Here is a 17,943-nt window from a genome sequence, read left to right as displayed (position 1 = left end):
ATTAATAAGATCACAATACGTTTTAATTCATCGCCTTTAAGACGGCTATAGCACTCAACCCAATTCCTGCCACCGTAAGGGCCGCTCGCTTAATAAATCCTTCCTTTTTAGTGATACGGTTTAGTCCACCCTCTTTTTCATAATTGATCTGAGCATTTGCTAATCGGTACGACAGAACTTCGTTGCGTCCGTTTATATCCTTGGGGCGCACCGTACCACTTATATCAATTTCATGCTTTTCACCATTTATCTCGGTTGACCGTGTTCCTTCGACAATTAAATTTCCGGCTGGCGTCATATCTGTAACCTCTACACTCATATAGCCTTCCAGCAACTGTCCCTGATTACTTGATACCTGCTCTCCGGATTCATAGTTCACTTCAGCATCAGCACCAAATGTCGGTTGAAAGGGCATAAAATTACCACCTACCGATCCCCCTGCTCCTGTACCAGCATTTGATGCGTTCTGAGCATCGGCACTGGTACTACCGGATATATTTTCCTGCAAGATAACCGTTAACACATCACCAACTTGTACGGCTTTATTATCTTTATATAATGAGCGCTGGCCATAGGATGTACTTGACATCCCTATAACCAGTACGAAGACTATAAAATACTTTCCAATCAAAGTGTGCTTTTCCATTGTATTACTCCCGGACGAAGAACTTCGCCCACATATTTTCGATTTGTTTCGTTACTATAAATTTTTATCCGATCTCCTTTGGCGCCATTTTCTCGCGCTTCACCAGAGACCTGCACTTGTATTCCTCTTCGTTTTATAAAAACTCGTACCTCGTCGCCAGCCCTGATGATTAAATCTCTACTTACATACGACTTACGGATAGGCTGGCCCGATAAAAGTGTGCGACGTAATGTCTTCCCAATCAATTCTTCGGTACTGGCAAAGTAAGAGGCTCCTCTTTGTACTACCGAAACCCATTGATAGGATAGCTCATCTTCTTCCAGTTTCGCCCCCTTTCGAACGCGATCTGTAACAACGGGCAGTTTTTGTTCCGCCTTAACTTTAAGCTGAATCTCAGTACGATGTTGGTCCCCCCGATGGGTATATACTACCTCAAAATTAGTATATCGTCGTACTTCTCCACTAAGCTGTACGCTTTGAATCTGCGTGGGAGATTGTTGCAACAACTGATTTGGGATCCATCGCGGTTGCAAATCAAAACGATATTCTCCGGCCGAAAAATGATGTTCTAATTGCTTATGAGCCTGTTTCATGAGAAAAGATTTCATCTCCTCCTCATCCGTTACAGCAATATCGGCCCGGGCCGGTACCACACCCAGACCAACAAAAACAAGCAAGCAAATAATGACAATTCGACCGTGCAAAATCATTGGAGGTTATCGCTTAATAGAATTAGTTACCGACATCATATCTTCAGCCGACTGTACCATCTTGGAATTGGTTTCATAAGCACGCTGTGCTTCGATAAGCTGAACCATCTCGGTCACAACATCTACATTCGATCCCTCCAGATAGCCTTGTCGAACATTACCAAATCCTTCAGCACCGGGATGATCAACAAAAGGCATTCCCGAAGCCTGTGTTTCGCTAAAGAGATTACCGCCCTCAGCTTTAAGTCCCGCTGGGTTTGAAAATCGAGCCAGCTCAATTTGTCCCAACTCAATTTCCCGGTTATCACCGCCCATCAAGGCCGTAACCGTACCATCTTGTGAAACTTCCACTGCCTTTGCCTCCATAGGCACTTCAATCTGTTCTGCCAGCGGCAAACCGGAACTGTTCACCAACATACCCGAAGAGTCGCGGGTAAAATTCCCGTCACGCGTATAGCCAATAGAGCCATCCGGCTTCTCAACTCGGAAAAAACCATCTCCACTAATTGCCATATCCAACGGATTGCCAGTTTCAGAAATCGATCCCTGCGTAAAATTCCTGATCGTTGATACTGCTTGCGAACCGTGGCCAAGCTGAAGCCGAGGACTGTCATTTGACATTCGGTTCGCCGAACCTCCTGATTTCGAAACAGCAATATCCTCATAAAATAGATCCTGAAAAGCGATGTTACTCTTCTTAAATCCTGTTGTACTTACGTTCGACAGGTTATTAGCAATATTATCTACCGATTTTTGCTGAGCGCTCATCCCGAGCGAAGCAGTTGTTAAAGCTCTAAAAGGCATAGTGTTATTCGTTTATTGATTTAAAATTTCCCTAATTCCTGTGTAGCTCGACCCATCATTTGGTCTGTGCTCGTCATCGCTCGCTGTTGCGATTCAAACATTTTTGTAGTTTTCATCATATCCACCATTTCGTTCAGCGGATCAACATTTGATGACTCATAGTAACCCTGCATGATCTTGCTCGAAGGATCATCAACCATAACTTCTTCGGGCGCACTTAAATAATTACTTCCTTTACGTTCCAACTGAGAAGTATCCTCAACCTTCACAATACGAAGCTGGTCAAACACCTCTCCGTCAAGTCGGATCGTTCCGTCGTCAGCAACTTCCAGGCTTGCCTCATTACCTCCTCGACCTGTTGCCTTCAGATACTCCGGCATGTGAATAGGTCCGGCATCCCCCATCACGCGCGAGCCATTTTCATCCACTAAAAAACCATTACTGTTAAAATGCATGCGACCGTCACGCGACAGTTGGGCTCCTTCCTGATTTTCTACCACAAAAAAGCCTTTTCCTTTAATCCCAAAATCAAGCGGATTACCTGTTGGCTCAAGTACCCCCTGCTGCATATCAACTTGTTGTTGGGGAACGGCTTTTGTCACCATTTGGCCGTCAATACGTTGCTGAACCATTTTCTGAAAAACGTTACTGCCTTTAAAACCCGGCGTATTAATATTCGCGAGGTTGTTGGCCGTAACATCTTGCATTTTGGTCAGCATCTGCATGGCCTGCATCTGGGCCTGAAGTCTATCAATCATGATGTCCTCGAATGCTTCGTTATTGCGTTGGTTTAAAAAGTCCGGTCGTACCGGCTGAGGTGTAAGACTTTCAAATTCTATGCCACCAATATTTTTGCATGACTGATACCGCTGCTTTCTAACCAAATAATCACCATGTGAAATGCTCCCTCTTTATATATAAGGGTGGTTAAGCCTCTCTTTTATTTGAGCTGAGCGGCTTACCCAAGAATGATTTGTGACGATATCATCGCAACGGTCAAAAACACCGCTGGAATGGAAATGTTTTCCGTCAGAGTGGATTATTTCTCCCTCATCCCGCCGAATCCTACGCCCAAAACACTTAAATCGATTATTACGGAGATGGTACCGTATTTGAATAAACAATACGTTATGGCCGATAAACAATCAGACCAAGAAAAAACAGAAGACCCCACGCAGAGGAAGCTTGAGAAAGCACGCGAGGAGGGGCAGGTTGCAATCAGCACCGAGATATCATCGGTGATGATTATGGTGGTTTCGGTATTGACGGTTATGGGGATGGGCGAATTTATTTATGGCCGCATAGAAATGCTCTTCGAAACATTCTTCCTGAATGCCCAAATGGCTATTGAGAATCAAAATCACGCGGCGGCTTATGTTGGGCTTGCTTTTCGATACGGCATTGAAGCGATGACGCCTATCCTAATCGTGCTTGTTGCCACAGGCTTAGTCGTAAACCTGATACAAACAAAAGCCGCTTTTTCACTTAAAGCGATAGAGCCCAAACCTGAAAAACTAAATCCCATTACCGGGATCCAAAATATTTTTTCGATGAAAGGTCTCGTCGAACTGGCCAAAGGATTATTTAAACTGTTAATCATAGGGGGCATCGTCTATTTCACGGTCTTTCCCAATATGGAGCACTTTGTCTCCTTTTCCGTGATGCCATTAAAGTACAATATAAGCGAGGCCGGAAGCTATGTACTCCTGTTTTTAGGCCGAACATTTGCAGCGCTGACGATCCTTGCTGTTGCTGATGCTATTTACCAGCAGTATCAACACAAAGAAGACCTTAAGATGAGTAAGAAAGAGGTTAAAGATGAGCGGAAGGAATCGGAGGGCGATCCCCAAATGAAAAATAAGCGGAAGGAAATGGGGCGTTCACTTGTGCAAAAACGCCTGGACCATGCGGTGATGGATTCGGATGTGGTCGTCACTAACCCAACACACTATGCTATTGCTCTGCAATACGATCCCGAAGAAAACAGCGCACCACTGGTAATGGCCAAGGGACAACGGCTGCGGGCTAAAAAGATTAAAGAATATGCCAAAGAATTTGATATCCCTATTGTAGAAAACAAACCTGTTGCCCAGGCCCTATTTGCCTCGGCTGAGGTTGATGAACACATCCCCGAAGATCTCTATCGGGCTGTAGCCGAAATTCTGGCCTACGTTTACAAGCTTAAAAACAAACACAACATTTAACTGTACGAATGTCTTTTACAAAAATTTCAACAAGCAAACTCAAGAACCGGTTTTTGCAAACTGATGTTCTGATCTCGTCGAGTATCATTGTCATTTTGCTGATAATGATTATTCCATTTCCACCGATGCTGATGGATTTCTTCCTGGCACTTAACGTGTCGCTGTCCATTATTGTAATGCTGGTGGCTTTTTATACGCTCAAACCGCTTGAGTTTGCCGTCTTCCCGGGCATGCTGCTCATTTTAACCCTATTCCGACTCTCGCTGAACATTGCCTCAACGCGACTCATTCTTAGTGAAGGCTACGCCGGTTCTGTTATTGAATCGTTTGGCGGATTTATTGTACAGGGCAACTATGTAATTGGAATCATCATTTTTGCCGTCCTTATTATTATCAACTTTGTAGTGATTACAAAAGGGGCAACACGTATTGCCGAGGTAGGCGCACGATTTACGCTGGACGCCATGCCCGGTAAACAAATGTCGATCGATGCCGACTTAAGTGCGGGACTTATCACCGACCAAGAAGCTAAAAAGCGACGCGAAGAAATTGCCCGTGAAGCTGATTTCTATGGCGCTATGGATGGTGCCAGTAAGTTTGTCCGCGGGGATGTTATTGCTGGTCTACTCATTACTTGTATCAATATTATTGGCGGGTTAGTAATTGGAACGGTGCAAAATGGCATGGAACTGGCCGAAGCCGCAAAGCTTTATACGCTATTAACGATTGGCGATGGTTTGGTCTCACAAATTCCCGCCCTGCTTATTTCTACCGCTGCCGGAATTATTGTTTCCCGCACCGCCTCAAAAGGCAACCTTAGTAAAGAGTTAACAAGCCAGCTATTGGGTGATCCCAAAACCCTTATGCTGGGCGCCTGCTTCGTACTTTTCTTAGGCATTATGCCGGGCATGCCATTCGTCCCATTTGGACTGATGGGCGGCCTGTTTATACTCCTCGCTTATAAACGCCATGAAACCGAAGAAAAGAAAAAACGAGCCGAGGCACAGCAACAACAAGAATTACCAGAAGGTGAAACTGATAGCGTAGAAGACTACCTCTTGATGGATACACTTGAACTCGAAATAGGCTATAGTCTCATCTCGATGGTTGAAGAACAACAGGGCGGCGACCTGCTTGACCGTATTACTTCGTTGCGAAAACAGCTGGCTTCAGAGCTGGGTATCATCATTCCATCGGTTCGTATCCGCGATAACGTACAGCTCGATGCCAACCGATATATCATTAAAATGCGGGGTATTGAACAAGGTGATGGTGAACTACTGCCCGACTACCACCTGGCCCTTGTGCCCTCTGATTTTGATGCCAACATACAAGGAATTGAAACCAAAGATCCTACTTTTGGGATGGATGCCATCTGGGTAAGCGGAAAAAATAAGTCGGAAGCGGAAAAATTTGGTCTTTCAGTGATCGAAGCCGGAGCCGTAATTACCACCCACTTGATGGAGGTACTCAAGAAAAATGCCCACAAGCTTATCGACCGTCAAATGGTTAAGCGACTTGTTGATAACATTGAGGAGCAGTCTCCCGCCCTTGTCGAAGAGCTCGTTCCTGAAGGCATGCGTATTGGCGAAATACAAAAAGTACTCAAGCGATTACTTCGTGAACGCATCCCCATCAATAACTTAGTTACGATCTTAGAAACACTGGCAGATCACTGTCAACAAACCCAAAACACCGATGTATTGACGGAATATTGCCGGGCATCGCTTTCCGAAATTATTACAGAGCGATTTGTTGGAGATGATAATGAAATTGTGGTCGTCATGATGGATTCCAACCTGGAGTCTCGACTGATCAAACAAGCGCAGCAAGGTGGACTTAATGCTAACACGCTTGGACTTGATCCAAACCTGGTAGAGCAACTTTATAAAAATGCTTCAAGCACATTTGAGAATATGATCCACCAGGGCTACGACCCTATTTTACTGACGTCTCCGGTACTGCGACACACCCTCTTTGAGTTTCTGGCACCAATTTTGCCTGAAATAAATGTGTTGTCGTATAACGACATCAGCCAAAATGTGCAGTTCCAGACATTCGATCGACTGCGCATTGAACAAGCAGAATTAAATGAAGCTGCAACAGTATGATACTTAACAAAGTTATAGACAAAACATTTAAAGCCGCCAAGCAAAGTGCACAGCAAATCTACGGGGATGACTTTTCGAAGATTAAGGATATGATGCCCGAAGAGGAGGAAAATGATGAAGATCATGCTTCCAAAAAACGAAAAAGGAAACGGCCTAAATCCCAAAAACAAAAACGTACGACCAAACAAAAAGCAAAGGGCGGCGTAGTGTTTGAGCGATCTGCACAGACGAAGCCAGACCAGCAAGATTCAACGAACAAAAAGCTGGATAAGAAGCTCGAATCTATTCGCAAGTATGCAGCGCAACAAACAAACGAGGATACTAAAAAATCTATTGACAAAACGGATGCTTCTGCTGATGCCGAACCATCTGTTACAAAAAACAAAAAGGAATCAACATCAGAGCAGCAGCCGGTGAATAACGTCTACAGCCGAAAAGATATTCGACAACGAACATCTGATGCCCAAAAAAAGGATTCCAAGAAGGAACTGCCCAAACAAGAACTTGATACGGTAACCTTAAACAATATGGAACCTCCATCAGAAAATGAACAGGAACCGTTATATGACAAGTTTGTAGAAGAACTGCCTAACGGCGTCTCTCCTATTATTGATACTCAAGAAGAGCAAGCAGGAGAAAACAATAACTCCAATGATATTCATAAACGATTAGATCGGCTGGAGTCGCTGATGCACTTGGCACTTTCTACGCCGGACACCGCCTATTCTGAGCACCCGCTCTTCCATAAACTGCTGCATAAAGGCGTATCTCAAAAACTAATTCGGGGATGGTTCGAAGCAATTATTGAGCAAGGCATTCAACCAGCCCAACAACCCAAGCTTTTTCAATCCAAATTACTGCAGCGTATTGATGAATTGCTGCAACAATCTAACGCAGACATTCCCGAAAAAGGATTGCTATTTGCCGGGCGGTCAGGTTCAGGGAAAACGCATTTAATAATGAAGTTAGCTTCATCGCCAAACTTTGGGGCGGGTAAAGAAATAGCTATCGCATCCTTTGCCCCAACCGATGGAAGTGCCAAAAACAGATACAGCATTCTTAAACCATTTTGCAACGATCAGGGGATTGATTTTTACCACATAGAAAGTACTCGGCAGGCAAAAGCATTTATCCCAAAGTGGAAAAACTATGACCATGTGCTAATTGATACCCCTTCTCTTGAAATGGACGGAGAATCCCTTATTGAAAGTATTACGACATTGAAAAAGGAATTACAGAAAGAGTTCAACACGGAAACCCATTACTTGGTCAATACAGCCGTCAACGGTACGGCGTTTAACGATCCATTGGCGAAAGATATTAAAGCCAACCACATTGCACTGACACACATCGACCAATCACTCAAATGGGGTAAAACCATGCAGCTTTTGGCAAACACCGATTACAAGCTGCGGTACATCAGCAGTGGTCCCTCTATTACGGGTGGCCTGCTTCCGTTTAATCCGGAAAAGTTTGCGCGCAAACTATTACGAGCTTAACAGTATGACATAAGGAATATTAAAAACACTACTTAAGCCTTCGCACAAGTCGTGCAACACACAAAATTGTAAGGAATAACAAAATCCAAGAACCATGTTACTACGAATTATAGCGGTTATATCTCTCATTCAGTTTCTATTGCTCATGGTATCAGGCGAAAGCATCAACATTGCCTTGTACCGTAGCTTACTGGTATTCCTGATTCTATTCTCTCTGGTATATATCTCGATGTTCTTGCTGAATATCGTGCAAGAAAACGGTAAAGCCATGACCGAGGGATCAACCGCCACAGAAGGCAATAAATCACAGAACAAGAGTGGAGAATAATGATGAGTAACAAATCACTACAGGAGCTTGCCGAGCTATACTGTGAGAATCCATCGGATGGATTGCGCAATGCAATTATCAGCAAATCCATGCCGCTTATCCGCAGTATTATTGGCAAAATCAACATACCCGATCAACCGTTAACGCAACAAGAAGATATCGAAAGTGCCGGCATCAGCGGACTTATCCAGGCCATGGATTCGTATGACAGTAGCCGAAACATCAAGTTTAACACCTTTGTCTACTACCGAATCCGCGGTAACATTATTGACTACCTCCGCAAAATTGATCAGCTTCCGCGCCAGAAACGAAAAGACTACGGCACTGTTAAAAATGCTATCAAAGAGCTATCGCAACAGCTTGGCCGCAAACCCAGCGACGAAGAAGTAGCGCGCGAACTCGACATGGATCTCGAAGACTATCGGAGCCTGCTCTCCAACGTGCAAACTCGCAACGCCCTGTCGCTCGACAGCAGCTTTAATAACGATGATTCAAATTCCTTTTATGAAGTTCACGAAAATCCCGATGTCAAGATGCCCGATCAGGATCTTGTCAACAAAGAACGAACCCAGATCCTCAAAGAAAAAATAGGCGAACTCGAAGAACGCGACCGTCTCATCCTCACCCTCTACTACTACGAGGATATGACTATGCAAGAAGTCGCCATGCTGCTCGAACTGTCAGAAGCACGTATTTCGCAGCTTATCGGGCAAATCCTCGTCCAACTCAAAGGCGATTTAATAAAAGAAAAAGTTACGGTAGGGTAATCTCTTTTCTACAAGAGATTATCTTCGCCGTGTAGTTCCCCCTTATTTTTCTGGGGATAGATACGCCTTCTGCCCTCCTCATAGTACACCGCCCCCGGCTTAAAAACCTTTTTCCCTTCCTCCATTGATGCAGTACAACTTCACTCCTATTTGGCCATTACATTTCGAGAATATAACACTCTCAAAACGTAAGATTTAAAATTGCTTACAGATGCTGAAACAAGTTCAGCATGACACTATCCTGTTCCGTTGCAGAGCTACGGCGCCAGAATTATCCTTTTTGATCAAAGACAAACCTCGATCATCCAGACCCTCTGCCTCACCGAGACTAAGCTTAACGACTTCAAACCTTGTTATTTAAATTAGGGAAACCCCAAGTTCCTCTTGGAGAAGAGGAATTTAGCTTGCTCTACGAAGCTTTAGTGTAGTAGTGGAAGATTGATAAGTCATTACCTTCAATCCTCCTGTTCTCCTTTTCTAAGGAGGACCTCTTAAATACTATTTGTAAACAATCAAGCCATGGTGCCAAGCATATTGACCAAATACTGGAACAGCCGGTCAAACATCTTGCCGAATGCATCGGGCATGTAGGGAAGCAACCACGAAAGCAGCGTAAATCCAAGTAACAACTTAATAGGAATGGCAATAAAAAGAATATTTGCCTGGGGCATAATACGTGCAAAAATGGCCAGAGAGAGATCTAAAATAAACAACACTACTAAGAATGGGGCCGCAATCTGTACGGCGATCACAAACAGGTAATTGGCCACTTCAAGCATAAAGGGCCCGGCCTGCTTTAACTCTGCCTGATTGAGGGGAATAACCTCAAAGCTTTTCACCAATCCATTAATAAAAATTTTATCCCCATCCATCGACAGAAATATAAGAATAGCCAACATGCTAAAAATGTTCCCCACCACATCCGTCTTCTGCTGGGTCATCGTATTCACAATCTGGGCAAAACTCAGCGTAATTTTAAGACTAATAAGCCGTCCCGCCATTTCGATACCTGCAAAAATAAGCTGTCCTACTAATCCCAATGCAACACCAACAAGCAACTCTAAAACGATCGCTGAAGCCACAAATGGAAGAGTCGGTTGCAGGGAACCCATCACACTTTCCTCGGGAATGACAAAAGATAAAATAAAGGAAAGAATAAGCGCTAAAAATAGTTTAACTCTTCGTGGAAAGGCAGCCGAATTAAAATAAGGAGCCGTCATAATCAGGCTGCTAAGCCGCACGAATATAAGGAATAGTCCCAGTATATACGTGGATGATAACAGCGTCATTATAACAGCATTAGTTTATGGCCCCGCAGGATAATTAATTTACCAGCTCGGGAATGATTTCTATGACGCGTTCGGTAAAACCAATAGCGTATTGGAGCATAAATCCAAACGAGAAAAACAAGATTAATGCAACAACGACCATTTTCGGAACATAGCTAAGTGTAAGCTCCTGAATGGATGTCGCCGCCTGGAAAATAGCAACACCTAACCCAATTATCACAGCGCCTATCAAAGGTGGAGCTGATAAAGCGACAACTGCCGTTAACATTTCTTGCAACCAAAATAACGCCGTTTCTGTATTCATAATCCTTTATTCTGTTTAATTAAAACTTTGCACCAGTGATTGTACAAGCAGATACCATCCGTCGGTAAGCACAAACACCAGTATTTTAAACGGGAGCGACACCAGCACCGGGGGCAAAAACATGATACCCATAGAAAGCAGCACCGAAGCCACCACCAGGTCGATAACCACAAACGGCAAGTAGATCATAAAACCAATCTGGAAAGCTACCCGCAGCTCACTCATCACAAAAGAGGGTACCACAATATAAAAAGGCATCTCCTCTACACTGCTTACCGACTCCATTTCAACCATATCCATAAAAAAGAGTAACTCTTTTTCGCGGGTCTGTTTTACCATAAACTCTTTGAGAGGCGTCGAAGCCTCTCCCAGCGCTTCCATCTGGGTAATCTCTTCATTCAAATATGGTTGTACCGCCTGATCATTGACCTGTTCAAAAGTCGGCATCATAATAAAAATGGTGAGGAACAGCGCCAGTCCAATCAGCACTTTATTCGGGGGCGACTGCTGTGTTCCCAACCCCATCCGCAGAAAGAAAAAGACTACTATGATACGGGTAAAGCTGGTCATCATCGTAATAAAGGCAGACCCAAACGATAAAATAGTTACCAGAACCAATGCCTGTATGGCTACCGAAAGATCTTCGCCTTCCATCATCCCCAAATCGATAGGGGGCGTTGCCTGCAAAAATGCCGTTACGTTAAAGCCAGCATAGGAGAGCGAACTTGCCCACGCGCTTACAGGCAATAATAATACCAGCAACCCGGCAATCGTCCCGATTTTTTTCCACGAAATAGTCCCAAAAAATTTCATACTACATCTGACTCTTAAAAAGCTTCCTAAATAAGTCCTTATCTTCTGAACCCTGCTCTTGATTTTTTTCCTGCCATTCCTCCTGCGAATATCGGTGTAACAAATTTACTGAACCCGAGGTAACGCCCATCACCCATACTTCTTTATTTATTTGGATAATTTTGAGCTTTGCCCCTTCGCCAAGCACGTGGCTATCTAACTCTCTGCCCCTGGTCTTTGAGCGCCCTGATTGTTTGCGATCAACCCAAAACCAAACCATGATCAGCACAACTAAGAGTACCAAAAAAGTAATGAGCCCATTGGTAAAAATCCCCGATGACTGCTCATACGATCGAACATCGTTGGGCTTGCTCTCGGTTATCTCCTTGTTCTCATTAGATGAGAAAACCTGTTCGGTAGAATCAGCGTTAGCCTTAATATATTCTTCGGCATCGGGGCCTTGATTGTAATCGATGTGTGATAAGGTAAATAACCACATCAGCAACAATACGACAGCAAGGCCGAGAACAATTTTTAAAATCTTGCTGGGCGGAACATCCAGCGAAGAAAGTTTATCCCTCAGATCCATTTTTAATTTTAGCTAATCGTTTCTTGGTTGTCACCAGACTGGAAATTCGAACCCCAAAATGTTCATCAATAACTACAACTTCGCCCAAAGCAATACGGTTACCATTTACTAACACATCTACAGGTTCACCGGCCAGTTTTTCAAGTTCAATAACCGATCCCTTAGCCAACTCCAGCACCTTACCCAGCGGCAACTCAATGCGGCCAAGTTCCACCGAAACATCAAGATCTACATCTTTCAGCAGATCCATACTGTGCACTTCACCATTGCCGTTGCCGTTCTCATCAGCAAATTCTGCAAATTCGATATGCCGTGCTGATATCACCTTCTCTTTCTTGCGTTCCTTGGGTTCCTTTTGGGTATTAATCGTTGAGAATTCGTCATCGTCATCGCTTTGCTCCAGCGAACTTAATTCGTCAACCGATGCTCCATCTTTGCCTTTCTTATCTTCTTCCTCTTCGTCAACAACCTCTTCCTCATCTACCTCTATTTCTGTTTCTGGATCCCCCAACAGAAATTCGGCCCGAACCACCTCATCGGCAATTCCTTCAATATCCAGCTTTGTCCAGATATATTGTTCGTGGGCCAGTTCTTCCTGCACTTCAACTTTTGAAAGAACCTGTACTTCTCCGAAGTCGAGCTCTAAGTCATTCGACTCAGCTTCCTCTTTAATCGCTTCAGCAAGATCATCCGAAAAATCCTCAAGCAAACCGATCGTTTGTTCATTCTTTTCTTTTTCCTCGATGCCCAGCATAATACTCGACAGCAACCCAAACCACTCTTGGTCGAGTACTACGATAACATCAGAACTGATATTTTGCTCGCGTGTATACAAGAACACATCCGTATTGTTGAGATGCTCTAACGCAAACTCATTTTCAACTTCTTCAAAAGCGTCTACCTCAATATCTGTCTCCTCAAGTAAAATTGAGGTCAAAAACTCTTCTATGGTTGGTAGATATTGCTCTAAGGTTTCTTTTGGAATATCCATAATTGAATTTATATAACTTCTTGTTCGTTAATCTCTTCTATCATATCGTAAATCTTGACTGCTCGGCGTCCATGTATGACTCCGGGGTAGGCCGACATCTTATGTACATTATTCACTTTCACTTTCAACGGTTGGTCGGCGCGCTGTTCAAGAGGTATTACATCGCCTTCTTGTAGTTCTATAATATCTTGTATAGAAAGGGTGGTCTCACCCAGCAATGGTTTGATGCTTACTCCCGCATCAGACAGAGTATACTTGTAGGATTCCAGCTGCTCTTCGGACAATTCAACGGTTTCGGTCTTTTTACCCTTTTTTAATACTGAGTTATTCATGGCCTCTTTCAAAAGGCTATAGGGATATGAAAGATGAAAGTTGGCTTTTTTATCCCCGAAAGACACTGAGATCTGTACTACAATGGTCGGATCAACCGAAGCCATATGAATGTTTTCGGGCTTACTTTCAAAAGTTGACGACCTTATCTCAAACTCCATATAGGGTTCCCAGGCCATCAAGATCTCGTCGTTGATGTTGCCTACAATACGAGAGATGATCTTTTCTTCGATCGTGGTAAGCGTTCTACGCTCCGAAATTTCTCCGCCATATCCTCCACTTTGGCGCTCTACCAGATGAATACAAAATCCCGGCGGCATCACCATAATAATATTACCCGATGATGAATCATCAACCGATAACAAATAGATGACGCTCGGACTTTTTATTTTATTGATAAACTTGCTCGAGGAAAGTTGATCAATCTTTTCAAGACTAACATCAACTTTTGTACGCAGCGCACTACCAAAAATTCGGCTGATACTGCGAGCAAACATATCATGCAACGAACGGAGATTACGCATGATCTCTTTACTAAACAGCTTAGGCTGCTTAAAGTCGTACGTCTCTACATATTTAACATCCCCAAGCTGCTGCCCGGGCTTTTGCGATTCCATAAATGTTGTTTCGTTCGGATATTTATTAGCATCATTGCATTACGTATTTAGAATAATACAAATTGCGTACCGAACGGGAATCTATCGCCTGATTAATTAACTGTATCAGCTCAACCCTCAAGTCTTCTTTGCCTTTGATACCCTGAAGTTCGGATACCGTTTTGGCAGAAAGGTATTTAATAATGTTGTTTCGAATTTTCGACCGATGCTCTTCAATCAGCTCCAGATCATCCTTATTGTCCAACTCAAGGGATAATTGAACCAATAAATAGCGTTGTCCATTGGTATCGGCCGGATTTATTATAATTTCTTTCATCTCAGCTTTGCCGCGTTCTTCAGGTATCAAATTCTGCGTATAGCTATAAATAGCATCATAATTTTTGTCAATAATCGAATACGCAACAAAGGCTTGTCCCAACACTAAAAACAAGATTAGGAAATATTTTCCAAATCGTCGGAAAATTAACTGCTTCGATTTCTTCTTATCTTTTATAGAACCTTTCTTTTTATTTGCCATAACGACCTCTTTTCCATCATTCAGTTTTGCAACACAATACTTTTTATCGAATCAGGATCTATCTTCGTTGTATCAATTTCTATTCTTTCCTTTTCCTGCTCGTAGTTGATATATATTTCTACTCTCCTGTTTCTGCGACGTCCTTCCGGGGTGTCATTTGATGCTACGGGCCGAAATTCTCCATAACTACTTGCCTCAAACTTATCCGACGCAAGCTCCGACTCACTATTTAAAAACAATACCACTGATACCGCTCGTGCTGCCCCCAAATGCCAATTCGTACGATATATTGAGTTCTCCGAAATGGGGACATCATCGGTATGACCATGGGTTTTAACCTCCCGAACATCGGCCTTAATAGCTTTCGCAATACGCTCTAATACAATTTCTGAGCGTTCTAAAAGCTCTGCAGAGCCACTATCAAAAGTAAGCGAGTCGTTCAGTGTAATCTTGACTCCCTCCTCTGTTTTTTCGATATCTACTTCCTGCGAATATCCACGCTCTTCTAAAAAACTCTGTACCTGCTGCCATTCCTGGCGAAGCGTTTTATCATCACTTTCTTCACTGGAACTACTTTTCTCGAGTACAACACTATTCGAATTCTGAAAATGGGCAATAATATCATTGAACGTAGATTCGTCAATCCCCGGTGTCATCACATACAATAACACGAAAAATACCAGCAACAGCGTAACTAAATCGCTATAGGTCGTCAGCCAGTTTCCACTTCCAGATTTTCGTTCAAAGTCTCCCATTCTTTATTCTGATATTTAGTCCATTCTTGGAAAAGTTTTTCTTCACGATTAGTACCATAAGGCAATTTCTCATGATACTTTTTATATTCAGCCCGCTGTTTTGGCTCGAGGTAAATCAACATCTTGTTTTCCATAATTCGTGGATTTTCTTCTTCTACCATCGAAAGAATCCCCACGCGGAACATCTCTTTTCGGTTCAAATCCAACTTGCTCAAATATTCCAATTTTCCAGCTAATGGTCCCAGTACCATATTCGACAAAATGGTACCATAAAGCGTTGTAATAAGGGCTACAGCCAAACCGGCACCAAGTGACTCGGGATCATTAATATTTTGCAACATCAAAATCATCCCAATAAGGGTTCCGATCATCCCAAAAGCCGGGGAATATTCCGACATCGAATCTAACACTTTTACCGATATTGACAGCTGACGTTCGTGGCTTTGAATTTCATCATCTAAAATATTACCGAGGCTTTTTCTGTTGTAGCCATCAACTGCCAGTTGCAAGCCATTCTGTAAAAAATCGTTATTGAGATCTTTAATTTCATCATCGATAGTTAAAATTCCTTCGGTACGCACTTTTTTAGCAAACATACGCATCAATTCCATATCGGTGCGCAAATCCACCGATTTAGCTCCCATCATTCTGCTGATCGTTAAAAAGCTGTACTTGATGTTTTCGTAGCTGTAATTCACTAATGTTGCGGCCAAAACACCGCCAACGACAATTAAAAAGGCAGACATACTGGCAAACACCATCAAGTCACCCTGTAGCACAATGGCCGACAGAATTAAGGTAAACCCAGAAATAAATCCGATAATCGTTGATCTATCTAACATAGATATGCTTATCGTCTAATAACTTAACTTCTTAATAAAAAATATTGGCTGAGCTCATTAAAAATCTTCTGAAGAATAGCATCAAAATAAAAACGCCCCGAACTTGTACCTACCAATACAAGCACGGAGCGTTGACCTACCTGTCGATTGTGAAGTTAGCTTCGTTACCTCATTATCGTTTTAGATTTACAGCCTCAGTAAGCATTTCATCAGAAGTGCTAATAACACGTGCACTCGACTGATACGCTCTTTGCGAGGTAATCATTTCGGTAAACTCCTGAGCCAAATCAACATTAGACCCTTCAAGAGATCCCGACCGAATATTACTGTTGGCAATATTATCGGCGCTATCTACAAAAACTTCACCGGCCGCTGAGGTTGCACGGAATAATCCGCCGCTTACCATTTCCAGACCGTCTTCGTTTTGTACATCGCCCAAAGCCAACTGTGCCAGGTCCTGATTTTCACCATTGTCATAAACTCCCTGAACACGTCCATCTCCGTTAATGCGCACATCAACTAAAGAACCCTGGGTATAACCATCCTGGTTCAATACTTTGGCCGTATTCGCTCCAGAATATTGGGTGAAATCGGTACCCTCAGCGCCACCGAGACCTACATTAAAATTAACATTGCTGCCTCCATTACCCGGGTCAAACTCGATGTTAAAGTTATTATTTCCATCGATCTGTCCAGCTTCATCAAAATTGATAGTTCCAGTAGCCGCACCACCGGTCATACTCTCTCCATCGGCAAATTTAGCTTCATACTCCCACTGACCTTCTCCAGTTTGGGTAAAATCAACTAACAGGGAATGCTCTTCACCAAGTCCGTCATAAACGGTCGTACTCATGGTTTGAGTTCCCGTATCTCCTTCCTGTGATACTTGAAAACCAGGAAAGTTTACGGAGTCTCCAGCAGCATCACCACTAACATTATTTATTGAAACAGAATCCACATTAAGCTGGCTGTCGCCTACCGTATCAGACTTCAACCTCAACATACCGTCAACCAAAGCGAATTCGCCCTCTCCGCCAATATCATTATTAAGGGCTGTCACCATATCATCAAGGGTCGTGCCATCAGTACCATACTCAAAATCTGCCATTGCTGAGGTGCCATCATTTTGTGTGTAAGAAACCTCAATAGCATCAGTCCCTTCAAGGTCTTCGGTAGTCTGGCTCAAATCATTGATATCTGTTGTTCCATCAGCAAGATTTCCGCTATTATCGGTAAATGCACTTTGGGCAGTAACGATTTGCCGTGAACTTGTACTGGCATTCAAATTACCACCCAGATTCACTTCGCTGGTTGCCTGAGGTTCAAGGACATTCTCAAAATCTACGCGTACATTATCAGTTGCACCACCGCCCAGAATATTACCGGAATCATTGGCATTATAACCCTGCACATAGTTACCAGCTTGGTCAACAAGCTGACCATTTTTATTAAATGTAAAATTACCTGCACGGGTCATCAGATCCTGCGAGCCATTGTTAACTACAAAGTACCCATCGCCTTCAATAGCGAGATCTGTAGTTTTTCCTGTATTCTCGATCGTACCCTGACTAAAATCACGATCTACTGAAGCTACACGAACTCCCAGGCCAACCTGATTACTCTGCGAGGGTGCCGACTCACCGCCTCCGGCACCACCAATATTCTCACTCATTAGCTCCGAAAAGGTTACCCGCGAAGATTTAAATCCGTTGGTATCCACATTTGAAATATTATTTCCAATCGTATCCATCTTCGTTTGGAAACTCTTTAATCCACTTACTCCTGAATTTAACGACTTAATTAACGACATAACTTACTCCTTTTTTTATGAGTACAGCGTTCGATTGC

Annotated in this window: 19 protein-coding genes; 5 read left to right on the top strand and 14 right to left on the bottom strand. The window is 43.2% G+C overall.

Translation table 11 applies throughout. The features are described 5' to 3' along the window. Nucleotides 1-22: 22 nt before the first annotated feature. Genes AAFH98_RS06370 through AAFH98_RS06355 form a run of 4 tightly spaced genes read right to left on the bottom strand, consistent with a single transcriptional unit; the run spans nucleotide 23 to nucleotide 3,044 of the window. A complete protein-coding gene (locus AAFH98_RS06370; protein WP_342521860.1) occupies nucleotides 23-589 on the bottom strand; it encodes a flagellar basal body L-ring protein FlgH in 567 nt (188 codons plus the stop codon). A gap of 38 nt (nucleotides 590-627) precedes the next feature. Further along, the gene (gene flgA / locus AAFH98_RS06365) at nucleotides 628-1,356 is read right to left on the bottom strand and encodes a flagellar basal body P-ring formation chaperone FlgA (RefSeq protein WP_342521859.1); all 729 of its coding nucleotides are present in this window, start codon (nucleotides 1,354-1,356) and stop codon (nucleotides 628-630) included. 6 nt (nucleotides 1,357-1,362) lie between these two features. Next, entirely contained in the window at nucleotides 1,363-2,160 is a 798-nt protein-coding gene (flgG, locus tag AAFH98_RS06360; protein ID WP_342521858.1) for a flagellar basal-body rod protein FlgG, read from the bottom strand. A 20-nt stretch (nucleotides 2,161-2,180) separates the two neighbouring features. After that, nucleotides 2,181-3,044: a flagellar hook-basal body protein gene (locus AAFH98_RS06355; protein ID WP_342521857.1), complete on the bottom strand. Its 864-nt coding sequence runs from the start codon at nucleotides 3,042-3,044 to the stop codon at nucleotides 2,181-2,183. A gap of 84 nt (nucleotides 3,045-3,128) precedes the next feature. On the opposite strand from AAFH98_RS06355, the gene flhB reads away from it, so the two are divergent. From flhB to AAFH98_RS06330, 5 genes are all read left to right on the top strand, one after another. Beyond that, nucleotides 3,129-4,364, top strand: coding sequence for a flagellar biosynthesis protein FlhB (gene flhB, locus AAFH98_RS06350; RefSeq protein ID WP_342521856.1), 1,236 nt, complete (start codon nucleotides 3,129-3,131; stop codon nucleotides 4,362-4,364). An 8-nt stretch (nucleotides 4,365-4,372) separates the two neighbouring features. Then, nucleotides 4,373-6,475, top strand: coding sequence for a flagellar biosynthesis protein FlhA (gene flhA / locus AAFH98_RS06345; protein WP_342521855.1), 2,103 nt, complete (start codon nucleotides 4,373-4,375; stop codon nucleotides 6,473-6,475). Beyond that, nucleotides 6,472-7,974 carry a hypothetical protein gene (locus tag AAFH98_RS06340; RefSeq protein ID WP_342521854.1) on the top strand — a complete coding sequence of 501 codons (1,503 nt, stop codon included), beginning with the start codon at nucleotides 6,472-6,474 and terminating at the stop codon, nucleotides 7,972-7,974. Before flhA ends, AAFH98_RS06340 begins: the two co-directional genes overlap by 4 nt. A 94-nt stretch (nucleotides 7,975-8,068) precedes the next feature. Next, the gene (locus AAFH98_RS06335) at nucleotides 8,069-8,302 is read left to right on the top strand and encodes a hypothetical protein (protein ID WP_342521853.1); all 234 of its coding nucleotides are present in this window, start codon (nucleotides 8,069-8,071) and stop codon (nucleotides 8,300-8,302) included. 2 nt (nucleotides 8,303-8,304) lie between these two features. Beyond that, the gene (locus AAFH98_RS06330) at nucleotides 8,305-9,069 is read left to right on the top strand and encodes a sigma-70 family RNA polymerase sigma factor (protein WP_342521852.1); all 765 of its coding nucleotides are present in this window, start codon (nucleotides 8,305-8,307) and stop codon (nucleotides 9,067-9,069) included. Between the two features lie 512 nt (nucleotides 9,070-9,581). Here the strand turns inward: AAFH98_RS06330 and fliR are convergent. The 10 genes from fliR to AAFH98_RS06280 all read right to left on the bottom strand — a co-directional run bounded on the left by fliR (nucleotide 9,582) and on the right by AAFH98_RS06280 (nucleotide 17,905). Beyond that, the gene (gene fliR / locus AAFH98_RS06325; RefSeq protein WP_342521851.1) at nucleotides 9,582-10,358 is read right to left on the bottom strand and encodes a flagellar biosynthetic protein FliR; all 777 of its coding nucleotides are present in this window, start codon (nucleotides 10,356-10,358) and stop codon (nucleotides 9,582-9,584) included. 34 nt (nucleotides 10,359-10,392) lie between these two features. After that, nucleotides 10,393-10,662: a flagellar biosynthetic protein FliQ gene (locus AAFH98_RS06320; protein ID WP_342521850.1), complete on the bottom strand. Its 270-nt coding sequence runs from the start codon at nucleotides 10,660-10,662 to the stop codon at nucleotides 10,393-10,395. 15 nt (nucleotides 10,663-10,677) lie between these two features. Next, on the bottom strand, nucleotides 10,678-11,475 hold the full coding sequence (fliP, locus tag AAFH98_RS06315) for a flagellar type III secretion system pore protein FliP (RefSeq protein ID WP_342521849.1): 798 nt from the start codon (nucleotides 11,473-11,475) through the stop codon (nucleotides 10,678-10,680). A gap of 1 nt (nucleotide 11,476) precedes the next feature. Next, nucleotides 11,477-12,043 carry a flagellar biosynthetic protein FliO gene (locus AAFH98_RS06310; RefSeq protein ID WP_342521848.1) on the bottom strand — a complete coding sequence of 189 codons (567 nt, stop codon included), beginning with the start codon at nucleotides 12,041-12,043 and terminating at the stop codon, nucleotides 11,477-11,479. After that, nucleotides 12,027-13,034: a flagellar motor switch protein FliN gene (gene fliN, locus AAFH98_RS06305; protein WP_342521847.1), complete on the bottom strand. Its 1,008-nt coding sequence runs from the start codon at nucleotides 13,032-13,034 to the stop codon at nucleotides 12,027-12,029. The genes AAFH98_RS06310 and fliN overlap by 17 nt, the downstream gene beginning before the upstream one ends. Before the next feature lie 8 nt (nucleotides 13,035-13,042). After that, the gene (locus AAFH98_RS06300) at nucleotides 13,043-13,981 is read right to left on the bottom strand and encodes a flagellar motor switch protein FliM (protein ID WP_342521846.1); all 939 of its coding nucleotides are present in this window, start codon (nucleotides 13,979-13,981) and stop codon (nucleotides 13,043-13,045) included. Nucleotides 13,982-14,012: 31 nt separating this feature from the next. Then, the gene (locus AAFH98_RS06295) at nucleotides 14,013-14,498 is read right to left on the bottom strand and encodes a flagellar basal body-associated FliL family protein (RefSeq protein ID WP_342521845.1); all 486 of its coding nucleotides are present in this window, start codon (nucleotides 14,496-14,498) and stop codon (nucleotides 14,013-14,015) included. A gap of 20 nt (nucleotides 14,499-14,518) precedes the next feature. After that, nucleotides 14,519-15,253 carry an OmpA/MotB family protein gene (locus AAFH98_RS06290; protein ID WP_342521844.1) on the bottom strand — a complete coding sequence of 245 codons (735 nt, stop codon included), beginning with the start codon at nucleotides 15,251-15,253 and terminating at the stop codon, nucleotides 14,519-14,521. Next, nucleotides 15,211-16,095, bottom strand: a complete 885-nt coding sequence (locus tag AAFH98_RS06285; protein ID WP_342521843.1) for a motility protein A — start codon at nucleotides 16,093-16,095, stop codon at nucleotides 15,211-15,213. Before AAFH98_RS06285 ends, AAFH98_RS06290 begins: the two co-directional genes overlap by 43 nt. Before the next feature lie 172 nt (nucleotides 16,096-16,267). Continuing rightward, nucleotides 16,268-17,905 carry a flagellar hook protein FlgE gene (locus tag AAFH98_RS06280; protein ID WP_342521842.1) on the bottom strand — a complete coding sequence of 546 codons (1,638 nt, stop codon included), beginning with the start codon at nucleotides 17,903-17,905 and terminating at the stop codon, nucleotides 16,268-16,270. Nucleotides 17,906-17,943 lie beyond the last annotated feature (38 nt).

This window comes from Fodinibius sp. Rm-B-1B1-1, assembly GCF_038594945.1.
GTDB classification, from domain to species: Bacteria; Bacteroidota; Rhodothermia; order Balneolales; family Balneolaceae; genus Fodinibius; species Fodinibius alkaliphilus.
Note: the sequence above shows the minus strand (reverse complement) of the source record. Positions and strands in the feature narration are given on the sequence as shown.